The organism is Streptococcus sp. VTCC 12905, assembly GCF_049893385.1.
Lineage (GTDB): Bacteria > Bacillota > Bacilli > Lactobacillales > Streptococcaceae > Streptococcus > Streptococcus suis_AA.
This window is the reverse complement of the sequence record NZ_JBMVJC010000021.1, coordinates 1-14,849: the sequence shown is the minus strand read 5'-3', so window position 1 is coordinate 14,849 and position 14,849 is coordinate 1. Positions and strand designations below refer to the sequence as shown.

15 protein-coding genes and 2 pseudogenes are annotated in these 14,849 nt (G+C 43.5%); 12 read left to right on the top strand and 5 right to left on the bottom strand.

Annotated features, from left to right (window positions below):
- Positions 1 to 100: 100 nt before the first annotated feature.
- Positions 101 to 1,789, bottom strand: a complete 1,689-nt coding sequence (gene argS, locus ACPC58_RS07905) for an arginine--tRNA ligase (RefSeq protein WP_418126859.1) — start codon at positions 1,787 to 1,789, stop codon at positions 101 to 103.
- Positions 1,790 to 1,894: 105 nt separating this feature from the next.
- Here argS and argR point away from each other — a divergent pair, with 105 nt between their 5' ends.
- Together argR and mutS are read left to right on the top strand one after the other, a co-directional pair.
- Positions 1,895 to 2,332: an arginine repressor gene (argR, locus tag ACPC58_RS07900; protein ID WP_217374387.1), complete on the top strand. Its 438-nt coding sequence runs from the start codon at positions 1,895 to 1,897 to the stop codon at positions 2,330 to 2,332.
- A gap of 23 nt (positions 2,333 to 2,355) precedes the next feature.
- Positions 2,356 to 4,896: a DNA mismatch repair protein MutS gene (gene mutS, locus ACPC58_RS07895; RefSeq protein ID WP_434065709.1), complete on the top strand. Its 2,541-nt coding sequence runs from the start codon at positions 2,356 to 2,358 to the stop codon at positions 4,894 to 4,896.
- An 87-nt stretch (positions 4,897 to 4,983) separates the two neighbouring features.
- Here the strand turns inward: mutS and ACPC58_RS07890 are convergent, their stop codons facing one another.
- Positions 4,984 to 5,421 carry a MarR family winged helix-turn-helix transcriptional regulator gene (locus ACPC58_RS07890; protein ID WP_217374385.1) on the bottom strand — a complete coding sequence of 146 codons (438 nt, stop codon included), beginning with the start codon at positions 5,419 to 5,421 and terminating at the stop codon, positions 4,984 to 4,986.
- Positions 5,422 to 5,562: 141 nt separating this feature from the next.
- Here ACPC58_RS07890 and ACPC58_RS07885 point away from each other — a divergent pair, with 141 nt between their 5' ends.
- The 10 genes from ACPC58_RS07885 (at position 5,563) to nrdG (ending at position 13,405) form a co-directional block, all read left to right on the top strand.
- Complete coding sequence (locus tag ACPC58_RS07885) at positions 5,563 to 6,255, top strand: type 1 glutamine amidotransferase domain-containing protein (RefSeq protein WP_418126857.1); 693 nt, start codon at positions 5,563 to 5,565, stop codon at positions 6,253 to 6,255.
- Positions 6,256 to 6,378: 123 nt separating this feature from the next.
- Complete coding sequence (locus ACPC58_RS07880) at positions 6,379 to 6,978, top strand: nitroreductase family protein (RefSeq protein WP_217375205.1); 600 nt, start codon at positions 6,379 to 6,381, stop codon at positions 6,976 to 6,978.
- A gap of 2 nt (positions 6,979 to 6,980) precedes the next feature.
- Positions 6,981 to 7,148: a DUF3021 family protein gene (locus ACPC58_RS07875; RefSeq protein WP_217374383.1), complete on the top strand. Its 168-nt coding sequence runs from the start codon at positions 6,981 to 6,983 to the stop codon at positions 7,146 to 7,148.
- A 34-nt stretch (positions 7,149 to 7,182) separates the two neighbouring features.
- On the top strand, positions 7,183 to 7,356 hold the full coding sequence (locus tag ACPC58_RS07870) for a hypothetical protein (protein ID WP_217374382.1): 174 nt from the start codon (positions 7,183 to 7,185) through the stop codon (positions 7,354 to 7,356).
- Between the two features lie 140 nt (positions 7,357 to 7,496).
- The gene (nrdD, locus tag ACPC58_RS07865; protein ID WP_434065708.1) at positions 7,497 to 9,668 is read left to right on the top strand and encodes an anaerobic ribonucleoside-triphosphate reductase; all 2,172 of its coding nucleotides are present in this window, start codon (positions 7,497 to 7,499) and stop codon (positions 9,666 to 9,668) included.
- 98 nt (positions 9,669 to 9,766) lie between these two features.
- A complete protein-coding gene (locus tag ACPC58_RS07860) occupies positions 9,767 to 9,901 on the top strand; it encodes a hypothetical protein (protein WP_274504380.1) in 135 nt (44 codons plus the stop codon).
- 2 nt (positions 9,902 to 9,903) lie between these two features.
- On the top strand, positions 9,904 to 11,241 hold the full coding sequence (locus ACPC58_RS07855) for a bifunctional metallophosphatase/5'-nucleotidase (protein ID WP_434065707.1): 1,338 nt from the start codon (positions 9,904 to 9,906) through the stop codon (positions 11,239 to 11,241).
- Positions 11,242 to 11,253: 12 nt separating this feature from the next.
- On the top strand, positions 11,254 to 12,219 hold the full coding sequence (locus ACPC58_RS07850) for a Gfo/Idh/MocA family protein (protein WP_434065706.1): 966 nt from the start codon (positions 11,254 to 11,256) through the stop codon (positions 12,217 to 12,219).
- The gene (locus ACPC58_RS07845) at positions 12,167 to 12,685 is read left to right on the top strand and encodes a GNAT family N-acetyltransferase (protein ID WP_434065705.1); all 519 of its coding nucleotides are present in this window, start codon (positions 12,167 to 12,169) and stop codon (positions 12,683 to 12,685) included. Before ACPC58_RS07850 ends, ACPC58_RS07845 begins: the two co-directional genes overlap by 53 nt.
- Positions 12,686 to 12,841: 156 nt before the next feature.
- Positions 12,842 to 13,405: an anaerobic ribonucleoside-triphosphate reductase activating protein gene (gene nrdG / locus ACPC58_RS07840; protein WP_024396339.1), complete on the top strand. Its 564-nt coding sequence runs from the start codon at positions 12,842 to 12,844 to the stop codon at positions 13,403 to 13,405.
- 377 nt (positions 13,406 to 13,782) lie between these two features.
- Here nrdG and ACPC58_RS07835 read toward each other — a convergent pair whose 3' ends face one another.
- From ACPC58_RS07835 to ACPC58_RS07825, 3 genes and pseudogenes are all read right to left on the bottom strand, one after another.
- A complete protein-coding gene (locus ACPC58_RS07835) occupies positions 13,783 to 14,085 on the bottom strand; it encodes an IS66 family transposase (protein WP_434065704.1) in 303 nt (100 codons plus the stop codon).
- 148 nt (positions 14,086 to 14,233) lie between these two features.
- Positions 14,234 to 14,341, bottom strand: a pseudogene (locus ACPC58_RS07830) (IS66 family transposase); the annotation flags it as partial.
- Positions 14,342 to 14,465: 124 nt separating this feature from the next.
- Positions 14,466 to 14,849, bottom strand: a pseudogene (locus ACPC58_RS07825) (IS66 family transposase); the annotation flags it as partial.

Sequence of the window (14,849 nt, the reverse complement as noted above, 5' to 3'; positions counted from 1 at the left end):
TTTACTTATAGAAATCAAGTTAAACTCCAACCAAGAATTCGGCCAGAAGCTGGTATCGGAGGGGTAGAAAAAAGCCTCGGCTGGTGGCCGAAGGCTTTGATTACATTTTTTCTGGAGCTTTTACACCGAGGAGGCGAAGCGCTTCTTTAAGAACTACACCTGTTGCATAGGCCAGTGCTAGACGGCTATCACGCTCTGGGCTTTCATCCAAGATACGAGTATGTGCGTAATACTTATTGAAGGCTTGGGCTAGATTAATAGCATATTTAGCAATGAGAGATGGGTCAAATTTATCACCAGCACGTTCTACAACAGTTGAGAAGTTTTGGATAAGTTTGATAATTTCCCAGCTTTCTGCGTCAGCTAGTTTGTAGTTGTTTTCTGTGCTTGGAACAAAGTTTGCTTTGCGCAAGATAGACTGGATACGGGCGTAAGCGTATTGTACATAAGGACCTGTCTCACCTTCAAAGGAAACCATAGCCTCTAAATCGAAGTCGTAGCCGTTGTCACGGTCGGTTTTTAGATCGAAGAACTTAACAGCACCGACACCGACTGCATGAGCCACCTCTTCCTTGTTCTCGAGATTAGGATTTTTGGCTTCAATTTGTGAAAGGGCGCGTAAAATCGCTTCGTCAAGTGTTGGTTCGAGCAGGATGATGTTTCCTTTACGAGTAGAGAGCTTTTTCTTGTCCTTGGTAACAAGACCGAAGGTGACATGGGTCATATCGTCGCTCCAGTCAAATCCCATTTCCTTTAGAACAGCTTTCAACTGTTTGAAATGGTTGATTTGCTCTTGACCAACGACATAGATGCTTTTCACAAAGTCATAGGTGCGCTTGCGGTACATTGCAGTTGCTATATCGCGCGTAATGTAGAGGGTTGCACCGTCTGTTTTTCTGATAAGAGCAGGTGGAAGGTTGTAACTTTCAAGGTCAACAATTAGAGCACCTTTAGATTCTTGAAGAAGACCTTTTTCTTCTAAGATTTGGATACCCTCGTCCATCTTATCGTTATAGAAAGCTTCACCATTGAAGCTGTCGAAGTGGACGTCTAGTTTTTCATAGATACGGTTAAATTCGACCAAACTTTCATCACGGAACCATTGCCACAATTCCAAGGCTTCTTGGTCGCCATCTTCCAATTTTTTGAACCACTGGCGTGCTTCTTCATCTAACTCAGGTTTTTCTTCAGCTTCTGCATTGATGCGCACATAGAGTTTGAGGAGTTCTGAAATTGGATCTGCTTCTACAGCAGTCTTGTCCCCCCACAGTTTGTAGGCAACTATCAGCATACCAAATTGTTTTCCCCAGTCACCCAAGTGGTTGATACGGATTGGGTTGAAGCCTAGTTTTCCATGAATATTGGCAAGAGCATCACCGATAACCGTTGAACGTAAGTGACCAACTGAGAATGGTTTAGCAATGTTTGGACTTGACATATCGATGGTAACATTGCGACCTTGACCGATATTGAGCTGACCATACTGGTCTTTCTCGGCAATCACATCTGTCAAGACTTGGTGGGAGATAGCATCCTTATCCAAGAAGAAGTTGACATAAGGACCAGTTGCAACAACTTTCTCAAAGCGAGTTGTATCAAGCTTTTCCACGATATCCGTTGCAATAGCCTGTGGCGCTTTTCGCTCCACTTTTGCAAGTGAGAAGGCAGGAAAAGCGATGTCTCCCATTTCTGATGATTTTGGTTTTTCTAGTAATGAATAAATCGTCTCAATGTCCAATTGAGGAAGGACAGCAGACAGTGTATCTGCTACCGTTTGTTTATGATTCATAAAAATTCCTCCAAGAGTTATTGATTCTATTTTATCATAATTCTAGGTCAATAGTTTGGAAAAATGTTATAATATTTCTATAAATATACATTATGAGGTACAAGTATGAATAAAGTAGAAAGGCACGAATTGATTAAGTCAATGATTCGACAGGGGAAAGTTGGTCGACAAATTGATATTCAATTATGGCTAGAAGACCAAGGAATAACCGTAACCCAGACAACCCTGTCACGTGATTTGAGGGAATTGGGGGTTATCAAAGTTCATGAATCTGGAGAGTCCTTTTATGCACTAGGAGAGGATGACAGTCAAGGTCATTTTTGCCAATTATTAGCCCAGTATACGCGTAGTGTGGACCGAGCAAGTTTTATTTTAGTTTTACATTCTGAGCTCGGTGAAGCAGCTTTGATGGCTAATATTATAGATGAGGAGAAACCAGAGACCATTTTGGGTACCGTGGCTGGAGCGGATACCTTGTTGGTCATCTGTAAAGATGATATTTCTGCTCAGCACGTTGAGGAAGAAATAAAAAGTTTCTTATAAATAGTTAGAATGAGAGAATGTTAATGGCAACAGAAAAAATTTCTCCAGGAATGCAACAGTATCTGGATATAAAAGCACAATATCCAGATGCTTTTTTGCTTTTCCGTATGGGAGACTTTTATGAGCTATTTTATGAAGATGCGGTAGAAGCGGCACAGATTTTGGAATTGTCCTTGACCAGTCGTAATAAGAATGCGGAGAATCCGATTCCTATGGCGGGGGTACCGTATCACGCGGCACAACAGTATATCGACACACTTGTTGAATTAGGGCATAAGGTTGCTATTGCTGAGCAGATGGAGGATCCCAAGCAAGCAGTTGGGGTTGTCAAGCGGGAAGTAGTGCAGGTCATCACACCTGGAACGGTGACGGATTCCTCGAAAATGGGAGCTGACAGTAACTATTTGGTTGCGATTGACCGTCAGGGAGTGCAGTTTGCACTTTCTTATATGGATGTGTCGACAGGTCAGTTTTTTGTGACAAGTTTGGATGATTTTACAAGTCTTTGCGGTGAAATCCGCAATTTACGGGCACGTGAATTGGTCATCGGTTATGCTCTGTCAGAGGAAGAAGAGCAAGTTTTCTCTAATCAGATGAATTTACTCTTATCTTTTGAGGATGGGGTGACAGAGGATGTCCAATTGATTGATAACTCCTTGACAGACTTGGAAAAGGCTGCGGCGGGAAAACTCCTCAGCTACCTACATCGGACTCAGATGCGAGATCTGAGCCACTTGCAAAAGGTGGTCCATTATGAAATCAAGGACTATCTGCAAATGGACTATGCAACCAAGTCTAGTCTGGACCTGCTTGAAAACGGTCGGACAGGCAAGAAGCATGGTAGTTTGTACTGGTTGCTAGACGAAACTAAAACAGCCATGGGTATGCGACTATTGCGGACATGGATTGATCGTCCCTTGATTGACCTTAAGCGGATTGAGAATCGTCAGGCTGTCGTTCAGGTTTTTCTGGATTACTTCTTTGAACGGAGTGATTTGGTCGAGGCTTTAAAAGGTGTCTATGACATCGAACGTTTGGCCAGCCGGGTGTCTTTTGGAAAAACCATGCCCAAGGATCTCTTGCAGCTGTCCCAGACTTTGGGAAATATCCCAGCAATCAAGAATATCTTACAACAAATCAATGAGTCTGCTCTAGGCAATCTGGTAGCTGGATTGGACCCAATTCCAGAACTGCATGCTCTCATCAGCTCTGCTATTGACCCAGAAACTCAAGGAACCATCACAGATGGAAACATCATCCGTACGGGATTTGACGAAACGCTGGATCAGTACCGCCTGGTCATGCGTGAGGGAGCGGGTTGGATTGCGGAGCTTGAGGCCAAGGAGCGTGAAGCGTCTGGTATCAACAATCTCAAGATTGATTACAACAAAAAAGACGGCTACTATTTCCATGTGACCAATTCCAATCTGGGCAATGTGCCGGACCATTTTTTCCGTAAGGCGACCTTGAAAAACTCGGAGCGCTATGGAACGAAAGAGTTGGCTAAGATTGAAGGGCAGATGTTGGAGGCGCGTGATAAGTCTGCTAATTTAGAGTACGAGATTTTTCTGCGGATTCGCCAAGAGGTTGAGAAGTATATCGGTCGCTTGCAGAAGTTGGCTCGGACCATTGCAACCATCGATGTTTTGCAGGCTTTTGCAGTTGTGGCGGAGCAGCAACATTTGGTTTGTCCACGCTTTACAGATCAAAGAGAACTGACCATTGAAAATGGTCGGCATGCGGTGGTGGAGAAGGTCATGGGCAAGCAGACCTACATTCCCAACTCTATTCACTTGAATGTTGATACACATATGCAACTGATTACTGGTCCAAACATGAGTGGTAAGTCTACTTATATGCGACAGTTGGCAGTTATTGTCATCATGGCGCAGATGGGTTCCTATGTGCCTGCGGATCAGGCTGAATTGCCGATTTTCGATGCTATTTTTACCCGTATTGGGGCGGCAGACGACTTGGTCAGCGGGCAGTCGACCTTCATGGTGGAAATGATGGAGGCCAACAAGGCCGTGCGTTTGGCGACAGATCGTTCGCTCATCCTCTTTGATGAGTTGGGGCGGGGAACGGCCACCTATGACGGTATGGCCCTGGCCCAGTCTATCATCGAGTACATCCACGACAAGATTGGAGCCAAGACTCTCTTTGCTACCCACTACCATGAGTTGACGGACCTTAGCCAGACCTTGGAACACCTAGAGAATGTCCATGTATCGACCTTGGAGAAGGACGGCCAAGTCACCTTCCTCCACAAGATTGCACAAGGCCCAGCTGACAAGTCCTACGGGATTCACGTCGCTAAGATTGCGGGAATGCCAGAGGAGTTATTGGAGCGGGCAGACAGGATTTTGCAGACGCTTGAAAACCAAGCCCCTACTGCACCAGCTAACCCAGCTGCGTCAGTAGGGGAAGAACCGTCTGGTCAAATCGACCTCTTCGCAGACACGCTTTCTCATCCAGTCCTCGATGAACTGGCAAAACTAGACATCTACAATATGACTCCAATGGAAGTCATGATGAGGGTGGCAGAATTCAAGAAGAAACTATAAGACAAAGAAAGTCAGGCCAGCTGTTCTGGCTTTTTTGGGTGGAAAAAACTCCTGCTTTTGTGTAGAAAAGCAGGAGTGGATGGATGATTAGTTCAAATAGTTCTGTAAACTGTCGATGAGTTCTTGATTAGACTGGATATAGGCTTGTTTTTTTTCTATGGTCAAGCCATCTAGTTGACGAAAACAGGAAAGTAGCTTGTCTTCAAGGGTTTCTTGTAGTTTTTGACCGCCTTCGGTAAGATAAATCAGAAGTTGGCGTTTATCTTCCTTGGGAATCATGCGTCGAATATAGCCCTTTTCTTCTAATCGTTTGAGAAGAGGCGTTAAAGTATTACTGGCAAGATCCAATTTTTCACCCAGCACCTTGAGTGATAGAGGAGATGTTTCCCAAAGGACAACGAGTACGAGGTACTGAGTATAGGTCAAATCAAATTCCTTGAGATTTTTCATGTAAAATTGATTAAAGAGCTTGTTAACATGGTAGAAGGAATGGCAGAGTTGTTTTGAATCATGATAATCGGACATTTTTCTTCCCTTCCTTTCTAATCGTTTGCGATAAAAGTATCTTATCAAAATTCTTTTGTCTTGACAAATCAAATGAATAAGCATAGACTATACACATGTCCAAAAACAATCGTGTGCGATTGAATTATCTAGGAGAAACAAATGAAGAAAGCATTGATTATCTTAACAAATATTGAACAGTATGGAGAGAATGAACGCCTGACAGGCCTGTGGCTTAGCGAGCTGACTCATTTTTATGATAAGTTGGTCAAAGCTGGTTATGAGGCGGATTTTGTTAGTCCAAAGGGTGGCTATGTTCCACTTGACCCACATAGCCTAACCATGATAGATGCTGTGGACCGTACTTACTATAATGACGCAGACTTTCGTAATCGTGCTCTAGGTCAAACGCTTCGACCAGACCAGGTTACAGCGACCGACTATGACTTGATTTATTATACAGGTGGTCATGGCGTGATGTGGGATTTTCCAGAGTCAGTGGAAATAGCAGAGCTGGCGAGCCAGATTTACCAAAACGGGGGTCTTGTGACAGCAGTTTGTCATGGCGTTGCAGGACTTTTACCTATTAAAGATGAGACCGGTCATGCTTTGATTGAAGGGAAAGTTGTAACTGGTTTTACCAATCAAGAAGAAGAACTGAATGGCACTACCGACTTGGTACCATTTTTAACGGAGACTGCCCTTCTTGAAAAAGGAGCTAAGGTTGAAATTGGAACAGCTTTTACACCAGTTGTTCGTCAGGACAATCGCATCGTGACAGGCCAAAATCCTCAATCTGCCGGTTTACTTGGTCAAACGGTTGTAGCTATGTTAGCAAATAAAGGAAAAGAATAATGTATCAATGCGATAGTAGGTTTATCGTCTCTGGTCATGACAATTGGAATGCTACTATTGCTTTAGAAACATCAGGAAAAATGGAGGGAAAATAGTTTGAAAACGAATGATTTTAATGAGATTATGTTTGGCCGTAAGTCGGTCAAAGTATATGACGAAACAGTCACAATTGACCATGAGGAAATGCTCGAAATGCTAAACAAGGCCATTTCAGCGCCCTCTGCTGTGAATTTACAACCATGGCGTTTTGTGGTAGTGGAAAGCGAGGTTGCTAAGGCTAAATTGCGCCCCTTGGTACGCTTTAACACCAAACAAGTAGATACGGCTTCAGCTATTATTTTAATCTTTGCAGATATTTACCCACAGGAGTATACAGAGGCAATCTATGATCGTGCTGTTGCCGAAGGTAAGATGCCTCAAGATGTACGAGATTATCAGGTGCCTATCATCAAGAGCATGTATAATGCTTTATCACCAGCTACGATGAGAGAAGTCGTTAAAATGGATGCTAGTCTGGCCGCTATGCAATTGATGTTGGTGGCTCGTTCTCACGGCTATGAAACGAATCCAATGTCAGGTTTTGACCCTGAGGAGATGGCGGCGACCTTTGATTTGAATCCAGACCGTTATATTCCCGCACTGATGGTCTCCATTGGCAAGGCCAAAGAACCGGGCTTCGACTCTGTTCGCATCGAGGCTGAGAAAATTACAGCCTTTAAATAAGAATGTGTGTAGGCCTCACACCACTGGGCGTTTTAGCTGGCTGGCTTCCACTCAATCTTGGCTCTTTGCTCTTCTTCTGGCCGATCTTTGTCTTGGTCTACGCTTTGCTATTTTTCCTAAATTATCGAAAAATGGACCGGTATATCAAGGACATTAACAGTGATTTATAGTATAATAAACACTATCTTTTAATTGGGGTGTGTTATGAAAATTTTTTTGACAATTCTTTACAGTCTTGGGGTAGTCTGGAATGTCCTCTATATTGCTGTTAATGTCAGTAGACTTTCGGTGTTTCAGTTGATTTGGCCAGCTGTGATTTTAATCGCCTGCGCCATCAATCTCTATTTTCTATGGAATAAAAAACAAGAGTCTGAGTAGGCTCTTGTTTTCAGTTGCTTTCAGAAAACGAACTATATCTTGTGTAAAAAAAAGAAAATCAACTTTTTATATACTAGATATTGAATTTTGTTTTGTGAAGTGCTACACTATAAGGAGTCAAATATTTGGAGGTTTGTCAGATGAGAGTACAAGAAAATGTCTTGCCAAGCATAGAATTGTTGGTATTAAAGCGTGATGGACGGAAAGTATCCTTTGAACAGGATAAGATTTTTTCGGCTCTTCTGCGGGCAAACCAAGAATTAGAACATCCTGTTTCAGAAGCAGGTTTGAAAATGGTATTAGAAGCTGTTTTGGCTGAAATTGGTCGCCGATATGAGAAAGATGTTCAAATTTACGAAATTCAAACGGTTGTTGAGCAAGAATTGTTAAAAGCTCATTTGTATGATTTGGCGGAGCTTTATATTCAATACCGAACACGTCGTGATTTTCGCCGTCATCAGGCTACCGATATCAATTTTGAGATCCATAAATTATTGAGCAAGGATCAAACCGTTGTTAATGAAAACGCTAATAAAGACGCGGATGTGTTCAATACCCAACGTGACCTGACAGCAGGGATTGTTGGCAAATCAATCGGTCTCAAATTATTGCCAGCTCACGTGGCCAACGCCCATCAAAAAGGCGACATCCACTACCACGACTTAGATTACAGCCCTTATACACCTATGACTAACTGTTGTTTGATTGATTTCAAAGGTATGTTGGCACAAGGCTTCAAGATAGGAAATGCGGATGTAGAAAGTCCGAAGTCTATCCAAACAGCTACGGCTCAGATTTCACAAATCATTGCCAATGTGGCTTCTAGTCAATATGGTGGTTGCTCAGCTGACCGTATCGATGAAGTTTTGGCACCATACGCAGAGCTAAACTATCAAAAGCATTTGAAAGACGCCAAGGATTGGGTGTTGCCAGACAAGCAAGAAGAATATGCGCGTGCTAAAACGAAAAAAGACATCTATGACGCTATGCAGTCCTTGGAGTATGAAATCAACACCCTTTTTACTTCCAATGGACAAACACCCTTCACCTCACTCGGTTTTGGGTTAGGGACATCATGGTTTGAGAGAGAAATTCAAAAAGCGATTTTGAACATTCGTATCAAGGGTCTGGGGCGCGAAGGGCGGACAGCTATCTTTCCTAAGTTGATTTTCACCGTTAAGCGTGGATTGAACTTGGAGCCAGATTCTCCAAACTATGACATCAAGCAATTGGCGATTGAATGTGCGACCAAGCGTATGTATCCAGATATGCTTTCTTATGACAAGATTGTTGAGTTGACAGGTTCCTTCAAGGTGCCAATGGGCTGCCGCTCTTTCCTTCAAGGTTGGAAGGATGAAAATGGGCAGGATGTGACATCTGGTCGTATGAACCTCGGTGTCGTAACCGTCAACTTGCCACGAATTGCCATGGAGTCTGCAGGAGATAAGGATAAGTTCTGGGAAATCTTTGCAGAACGCATGGCAATTGCCAAGGATGCTCTGGTCTATCGTGTGGAACGAGTGAAAGAGGCAACCCCGGCCAATGCTCCAATTCTCTATCAATATGGGGCATTCGGCAAACGCTTGGCTAAGACAGATGCAGTAGATGAAGTCTTTAAAAATCGTCGAGCAACCGTATCTTTGGGGTACATTGGTTTGTATGAAGTCGCAACAGTATTTTACGGTGGCGAATGGGAGACCAACCCAGAGGCAAAAGATTTCACGGTGGATATTATCAAGAAAATGAAAGCCTTGGTTGAAGATTGGGCGGATGAATATGGTTATCATTTCTCAGTTTATTCGACACCATCTGAAAGCCTGACAGACCGCTTCTGCCGTATGGATACAGAGAAATTTGGCATCGTTAAGGACATTACGGATAAAGAGTATTACACTAATAGTTTCCACTATGATGTACGCAAAAATCCAACACCGTTTGAAAAACTGGATTTTGAGAAAATTTATCCTGCTGTAGGTGCTAGTGGTGGATTTATCCATTACTGTGAATACCCTGTACTGCAACAAAATCCAAAGGCTTTGGAAGCTGTTTGGGACTATGCCTATGACCGTGTTGGTTACTTGGGAACCAATACTCCGATTGACCATTGTTACGCCTGCGATTTTGAAGGTGATTTTGAGCCAACAGAGCGTGGTTTCAAGTGTCCAAATTGCGGGAATAGCGATCCTAAGTCGGTGGATGTTGTTAAACGAACTTGTGGATATCTAGGCAATCCGCAGGCACGTCCGATGGTAAAAGGCCGTCACAAGGAAATTTCAGCGCGTGTGAAACACATGAACGGGTCAAGTTTGTAAATCATAAATAAACAAGATAGGACTTCCACAGTTCCAGGTAGCTGTGGAAGTTTGTTATAAATGAACACAGGTTCGAAAATGAAAATGAGGTGAAAAGAATGGGAAAATATCAACTGGACGATAAGGGCAAGGCACTTATTGAGCGCTATCATGAGAAAAATTCTAACGTGAAGCAGGACAAGAAGTCTCGCGTACAAGAATTGTTAAAGCAAGCTAGAAATAAGAAAAAATAGTCATGGATTTTAAAGACATCAGCATACTTCATACCAATGACATGCATTCCTATATGGAGAATTTTCCAAAGAAGGCGCAACTAATTACGGACATTCGAGCGAGCAATGAGAAAAGAGGGATTCCAACCTTTGTTTTTGACAGCGGCGACCTCTTCTCTGGAAATATTTTCTTCAATATGTACCGAGGTGTGAAGGAAATCGAATTAATGAATAGAATTGGTTGTCAGGCTATGACCTTGGGCAACCATGAATTTGACCACGGAGATGAGTTGCTTAGTCGTTTGAATGACTATGCTAAATTCCCCATTGTTTCAACCAATATTACCTATCGGAATCCCCATGAGGCTGAGGAATTGGTTCCAATTGAAGATAAGTTGGTCTTCGATATAGCTGGTCAGCCTCTCTACGTTCTTGGTTTAACGACCCTAGAGACAGAAGAAGTCGCCTCTCCATCGGAAAAAGTGGTCTTTGAAGACCACAAACAGGCCTTGAAACGAGTATTAACGGAGATAGAGGAAGATGCACACATTGTTTTGCTTAGCCACTTGGGTTATGAAGAAGACCTCCGACTGGCGCGGGAATTTCCTCAGTTGAATCTTATTTTCGGGGGTCATACCCATACGATTTTATCAGCACCGAGTCAGGTTGGAAATGTCAGTATTTTTCAAGCTGGTCAGTATGGGCGTTTTCTTGGCAATCTACTGCTTAGATGCTATGCGGATGGTAGTCACAAGGTCTTGTCCTATGATTTGGTGGAGATTGATAAACGAAAAACCGAAGACGAAGAGATTCGAAGAATGATTGATCAGATGCAAGCAGAACGCAATGCACGCTTTGCACACCCCATTGCTCAGCTCCCAGCTCCCTTAGATGGAGAAAGGGACAGTATCCGTAACGGTCGATCAACTTTAGCCGCCCTCATTACGCAAGCCCTATTTGAACAGGCGGTTTCTTTCGGCTATCAGCCAGACGGTGCAGTTATCAATGGTTTTGGTATCCGAACATCCCTAAGTGCAGGCCCTGTTTACTATAGTGATGTCGTCAAGGTCTTGCCCTTTTCGAAGCGCGTGCTGCTAGTCAGCATACGGGGGGAGGACTTGATTTCTAGTCTCACGACAGGCCTTCATCCGCAAGTACATGGAATTCAACGTCGAGGAAATCGCTTCAGTATCAATGGCAGAGCAGTTGAGCCAGCCAAGAACTATCTGATAGTGACCAACTCTTTTGTTTGGTCGGGTAAGGACAACTACGATGAATTTCACAAAGCTACCATCATTCGTGACTTAGGACTAGATGTGGATATTCTAAGCAATTTCTTAGAAGAAAAATTTGGAAATTAAGAGGAAATTTTCATGAAAAAGATTGGAATTGCTGGCCTGGGTGGTATTTTTCAAAAAGCCTATCTGCCATATTTGCGAACGCTATCGGGAATTGAGTGGCATCTATTTACCCGCAACCAATCAGTTCTCACAAAGATAGCGACTAGTTTGCCTCACAGCCAAACTCATGCATCTATCCAAGACTTGATCAAGACTGACCTAGATGGGGTCATGATCCATGTTGCCACAAAGGCCCATATGGAAATAGCAGAGCTGTTCTTGGAAAAAGGAATCCCAGTCTATATGGACAAACCATTGACAGAGGATGTTTACCACACCGCAACCCTTTATCAATTAGCCCAATCCAAGGGTGTTTTGCTGATGGCAGGTTTTAACCGTCGCTTCGCACCCACTATTCAAAATCTAAAAAGCAAGCCCGATAAGCGAAGAATTGTTGTAGAGAAGAATGAAGTCAATGACGTGGGAAGTCGAACGTTCAAACTATTTGACCTTTTTATTCATCCCTTGGATACAGCCCTTTATTTGCTGGATGACCAGCCACTTTCGGCTACGTATAGTTATCATCTTGAAAATGGGCAGCTTAGTCAGGTTTTGGTTACCTTACAAAGTAAGCAAACTTCAGTCCTTGCCTCAATGAATCTTCAAGCAGGTAGCCGTAGAGAGATCATGGAGGTACAGACGCCTCAGGCCACTTATCAGGTAAAAAACTTAGAAGAATTGCGCATATATACGGCCAGTCAGAAAATACTAGAAAGTTTTGGATCTTGGGATAGCACCTTGTATAAACGAGGGTTTGAAAGCATGGTGGATGCATTTTTAGATGCCTTAGTTACCAAGCAAAATCCAGTCAATCCTACATCCAGTTTGTTGAGCCACTGGATTTGCCATCAAATCGCACACGCTGAGCACCAGATAGGAGAATTACATGTCAATATCCCAACCGAAATTAACCTTGAGACGTCCGACACTGTCGGATAAAACCACGATTTTAGAAATGATTGCTGAGTTTAAGCAGGCAGAAAGTGCCATGGATGGTGGCTTCTACCAGATGGGTGAAGAGTATGAAAATTGGTTAGAGAAATTACAACTAGCTGAGGCTGGCCTGGCCTTGCCAGAGGGCTTTGTCCCTTATATCCAGTATGTTTCATTTGATGAAAGGGGCCAAGCTGTCGGTTTTCTCAATCTACGCCTGCGACTCAATGACTTCCTGCTCAACAAGGGAGGCCATATTGGTTATTCTATCCGCCCTAGCCAACGGGGGAAAGGATTTGCCAAGAAGCAACTACATCAAGGCCTTCAGGAAGCTATTTCCAAAAACATTTCCCGAATTCTAGTGACCTGCTCACAAGAAAACGAAGCCAGTCGCAGAACGATTCTAGCCTGCGGAGGCGTCTTAGAGGATATCCGCGAAGAGACAGAACGCTATTGGATTGATGGGAAGTAAGAAAGAAAAGCCACGAAAGCAAAATTGGAAAGGAATAAAAGTCGGTTCGGGCACCATGACTCGAGCTGACCGAAGCAACCGTATGAGGAATACCATCAGACATTCGTTTATCCTACAGAGGATGGATTTCCTTTACACTTGCTCAAGGTATCAGATATGAACAATCCCAAACCACAAGAATGGAAAAGTGAGGAACTCAGTCAAGGACGCATTATCGACTATAAGGCTTTTAACTTTGTGGATGGTGAAGGCGTTCGCTGTTCCCTATACGTCAGCGGATGCATGTTCCATTGCGAAGGCTGCTACAATGTTGCAACCTGGTCTTTTAAGGCTGGCATTCCCTACACCCAAGAACTCGAAGACCGCATTATAGATGACTTATCTCAGCCCTACGTACAGGGATTGACCCTTCTTGGAGGAGAACCTTTTCTCAATACCGGGACGGTCTTACCCTTGGTCAAGCGTATTCGGAAAGAATTACCCGAAAAGGATATTTGGTCTTGGACAGGCTACACATGGGAAGAATTGATGCTGGAAACTCCAGACAAGCTGGAGTTGCTCTCGTATTTGGATATCCTAGTAGATGGCCGGTATGATCGAACCAAACGCAATCTTATGCTGCAGTTTCGTGGTTCATCCAACCAACGGATTATTGATGTCCAAAAGTCCCTAAAAACCAATTGCCTTCAACTATGGGATAAACTGAAAGATAATGGATGAAAACCATAGATTAAAATGGCGATAAGAAACACCAAAAGTCAGAACTCACAACCAGTCACTCCCTCAGATGGGAGCTGGTTGTTTTTTTTGAATAATTGCTGGAAGGGATGAGAGATTGCATATGGTTTTTATTAAAAAAGTAAGCGCCTATTTACAAGCTCTCTTAATGTTTTTGTCCTATGGCAAATAGGCCTCTAGCACCTCTTTTTTTGCGAGCGTCTCCTCGTTAGGTAAGTGTTCTAGAAGATAGATCATATATTATTCTGCATCAAGACCGTATCGTTTAGCAGTTTCCAAAAGACTCAGAATGACAGCTGTCGACTTGGCTCCCTCAAAGCTCTGAGAAAACAGCCACCTTCGCTTTTTTATTTCTAGGCTCAGGCTGAAACAGTCCACTGGACTGTTTCACTACACCCCATAACCAAGGTCTTCATTGCTCTCTCAGCCATATTGTTAGACAGGACTAAGTTACCATCCGAGAGAACGGTTCGGAAAGTGGTTTCGTAGTTGAGGCTATACTCTATTGCAGTGTCCAATTTGGAGCCTGGCAAAACGGCCTGATTGCCACACCAGTTAAAGAATTCGTCCATCAAAGGGGCTAACTCCTCTGTCTGCCGTTTATGTAGCCGTTCCTCAGTAGACAAGTAAGCCCAGTCATTCTCCAAAAATGGTATCCCCACTTATCATAGGAAGTGTCAACATCTCAGCGTAGTGGTTGATTGGCAGATTTGTTCGTGTTCCACTCCAAATCTGACCTAATCAACTGTGCGGGGGTGGGACGACGAACTTCTTTTGATTTGCCAAGTTCTGTCCTACTCGCAATAGGCTACCTAAGGAGGTCTTGTCTGTCTTCTTAGGAGTCGCCTCAAAGAACTTTCGTCTAACATGAGCCCAACAACCAACCAGCTGAGCCTTGTCTAATTGACGATAAGCACTCAAGCGGTTCGCAGTTAACCGAGCTTAGTGTCGCGTCGCTCCTAAACCTTGGACTGCTATCGCATAGGTAGAACTAAAGGACTAAAGTCCTAAGTTACTGCCGTAACATGTCACAATGTACTTAGCCCGCATAGTCCCCAAGAAATTTCTCCACAACTAAGCCGCTCCGTCGTTTGTCGTGATGATAGAGCGTAATTCCATTTTCCTCATGTTTCCCAGATAAGAAAGTCCAGTAGAAGGTTAACTGGCTATCATTTTCTAAGACCTTGTAGGAGGTCTCATCCGCATGGAGAATAGGCTGTTTCAGTAATTTCTCGCGCAACAGGTCATAAATCGGTTCGAAATAATACTGACTAGACTTGATGTGCCAGTTGGCTATTTCCTTCCGACTGATTGGCAGACCAAGCTTATGCCAGTCCTCTTCCTGGCGGTAATTGGGCACCTTAAGATTGAACTTCTGATGAATAGTATGGGCGATGATAGAAGCTGAACCCAAGCTGTGTGCCAA

Bases quoted from the DNA above. Each gene is read 5' to 3' on its own strand.
- argS (WP_418126859.1), bottom strand. From the start codon at position 1,789: ATGAATCATAAACAAACGGTAGCAGATACACTGTCTGCTGTCCTTCCT.
- argR (WP_217374387.1), top strand. From the start codon at position 1,895: ATGAATAAAGTAGAAAGGCACGAATTGATTAAGTCAATGATTCGACAG.
- mutS (WP_434065709.1), top strand. From the start codon at position 2,356: ATGGCAACAGAAAAAATTTCTCCAGGAATGCAACAGTATCTGGATATA.
- ACPC58_RS07890 (WP_217374385.1), bottom strand. From the start codon at position 5,421: ATGTCCGATTATCATGATTCAAAACAACTCTGCCATTCCTTCTACCAT.
- ACPC58_RS07885 (WP_418126857.1), top strand. From the start codon at position 5,563: ATGAAGAAAGCATTGATTATCTTAACAAATATTGAACAGTATGGAGAG.
- ACPC58_RS07880 (WP_217375205.1), top strand. From the start codon at position 6,379: ATGTTTGGCCGTAAGTCGGTCAAAGTATATGACGAAACAGTCACAATT.
- ACPC58_RS07875 (WP_217374383.1), top strand. From the start codon at position 6,981: ATGTGTGTAGGCCTCACACCACTGGGCGTTTTAGCTGGCTGGCTTCCA.
- ACPC58_RS07870 (WP_217374382.1), top strand. From the start codon at position 7,183: ATGAAAATTTTTTTGACAATTCTTTACAGTCTTGGGGTAGTCTGGAAT.
- nrdD (WP_434065708.1), top strand. From the start codon at position 7,497: ATGAGAGTACAAGAAAATGTCTTGCCAAGCATAGAATTGTTGGTATTA.
- ACPC58_RS07860 (WP_274504380.1), top strand. From the start codon at position 9,767: ATGGGAAAATATCAACTGGACGATAAGGGCAAGGCACTTATTGAGCGC.
- ACPC58_RS07855 (WP_434065707.1), top strand. From the start codon at position 9,904: ATGGATTTTAAAGACATCAGCATACTTCATACCAATGACATGCATTCC.
- ACPC58_RS07850 (WP_434065706.1), top strand. From the start codon at position 11,254: ATGAAAAAGATTGGAATTGCTGGCCTGGGTGGTATTTTTCAAAAAGCC.
- ACPC58_RS07845 (WP_434065705.1), top strand. From the start codon at position 12,167: ATGTCAATATCCCAACCGAAATTAACCTTGAGACGTCCGACACTGTCG.
- nrdG (WP_024396339.1), top strand. From the start codon at position 12,842: ATGAACAATCCCAAACCACAAGAATGGAAAAGTGAGGAACTCAGTCAA.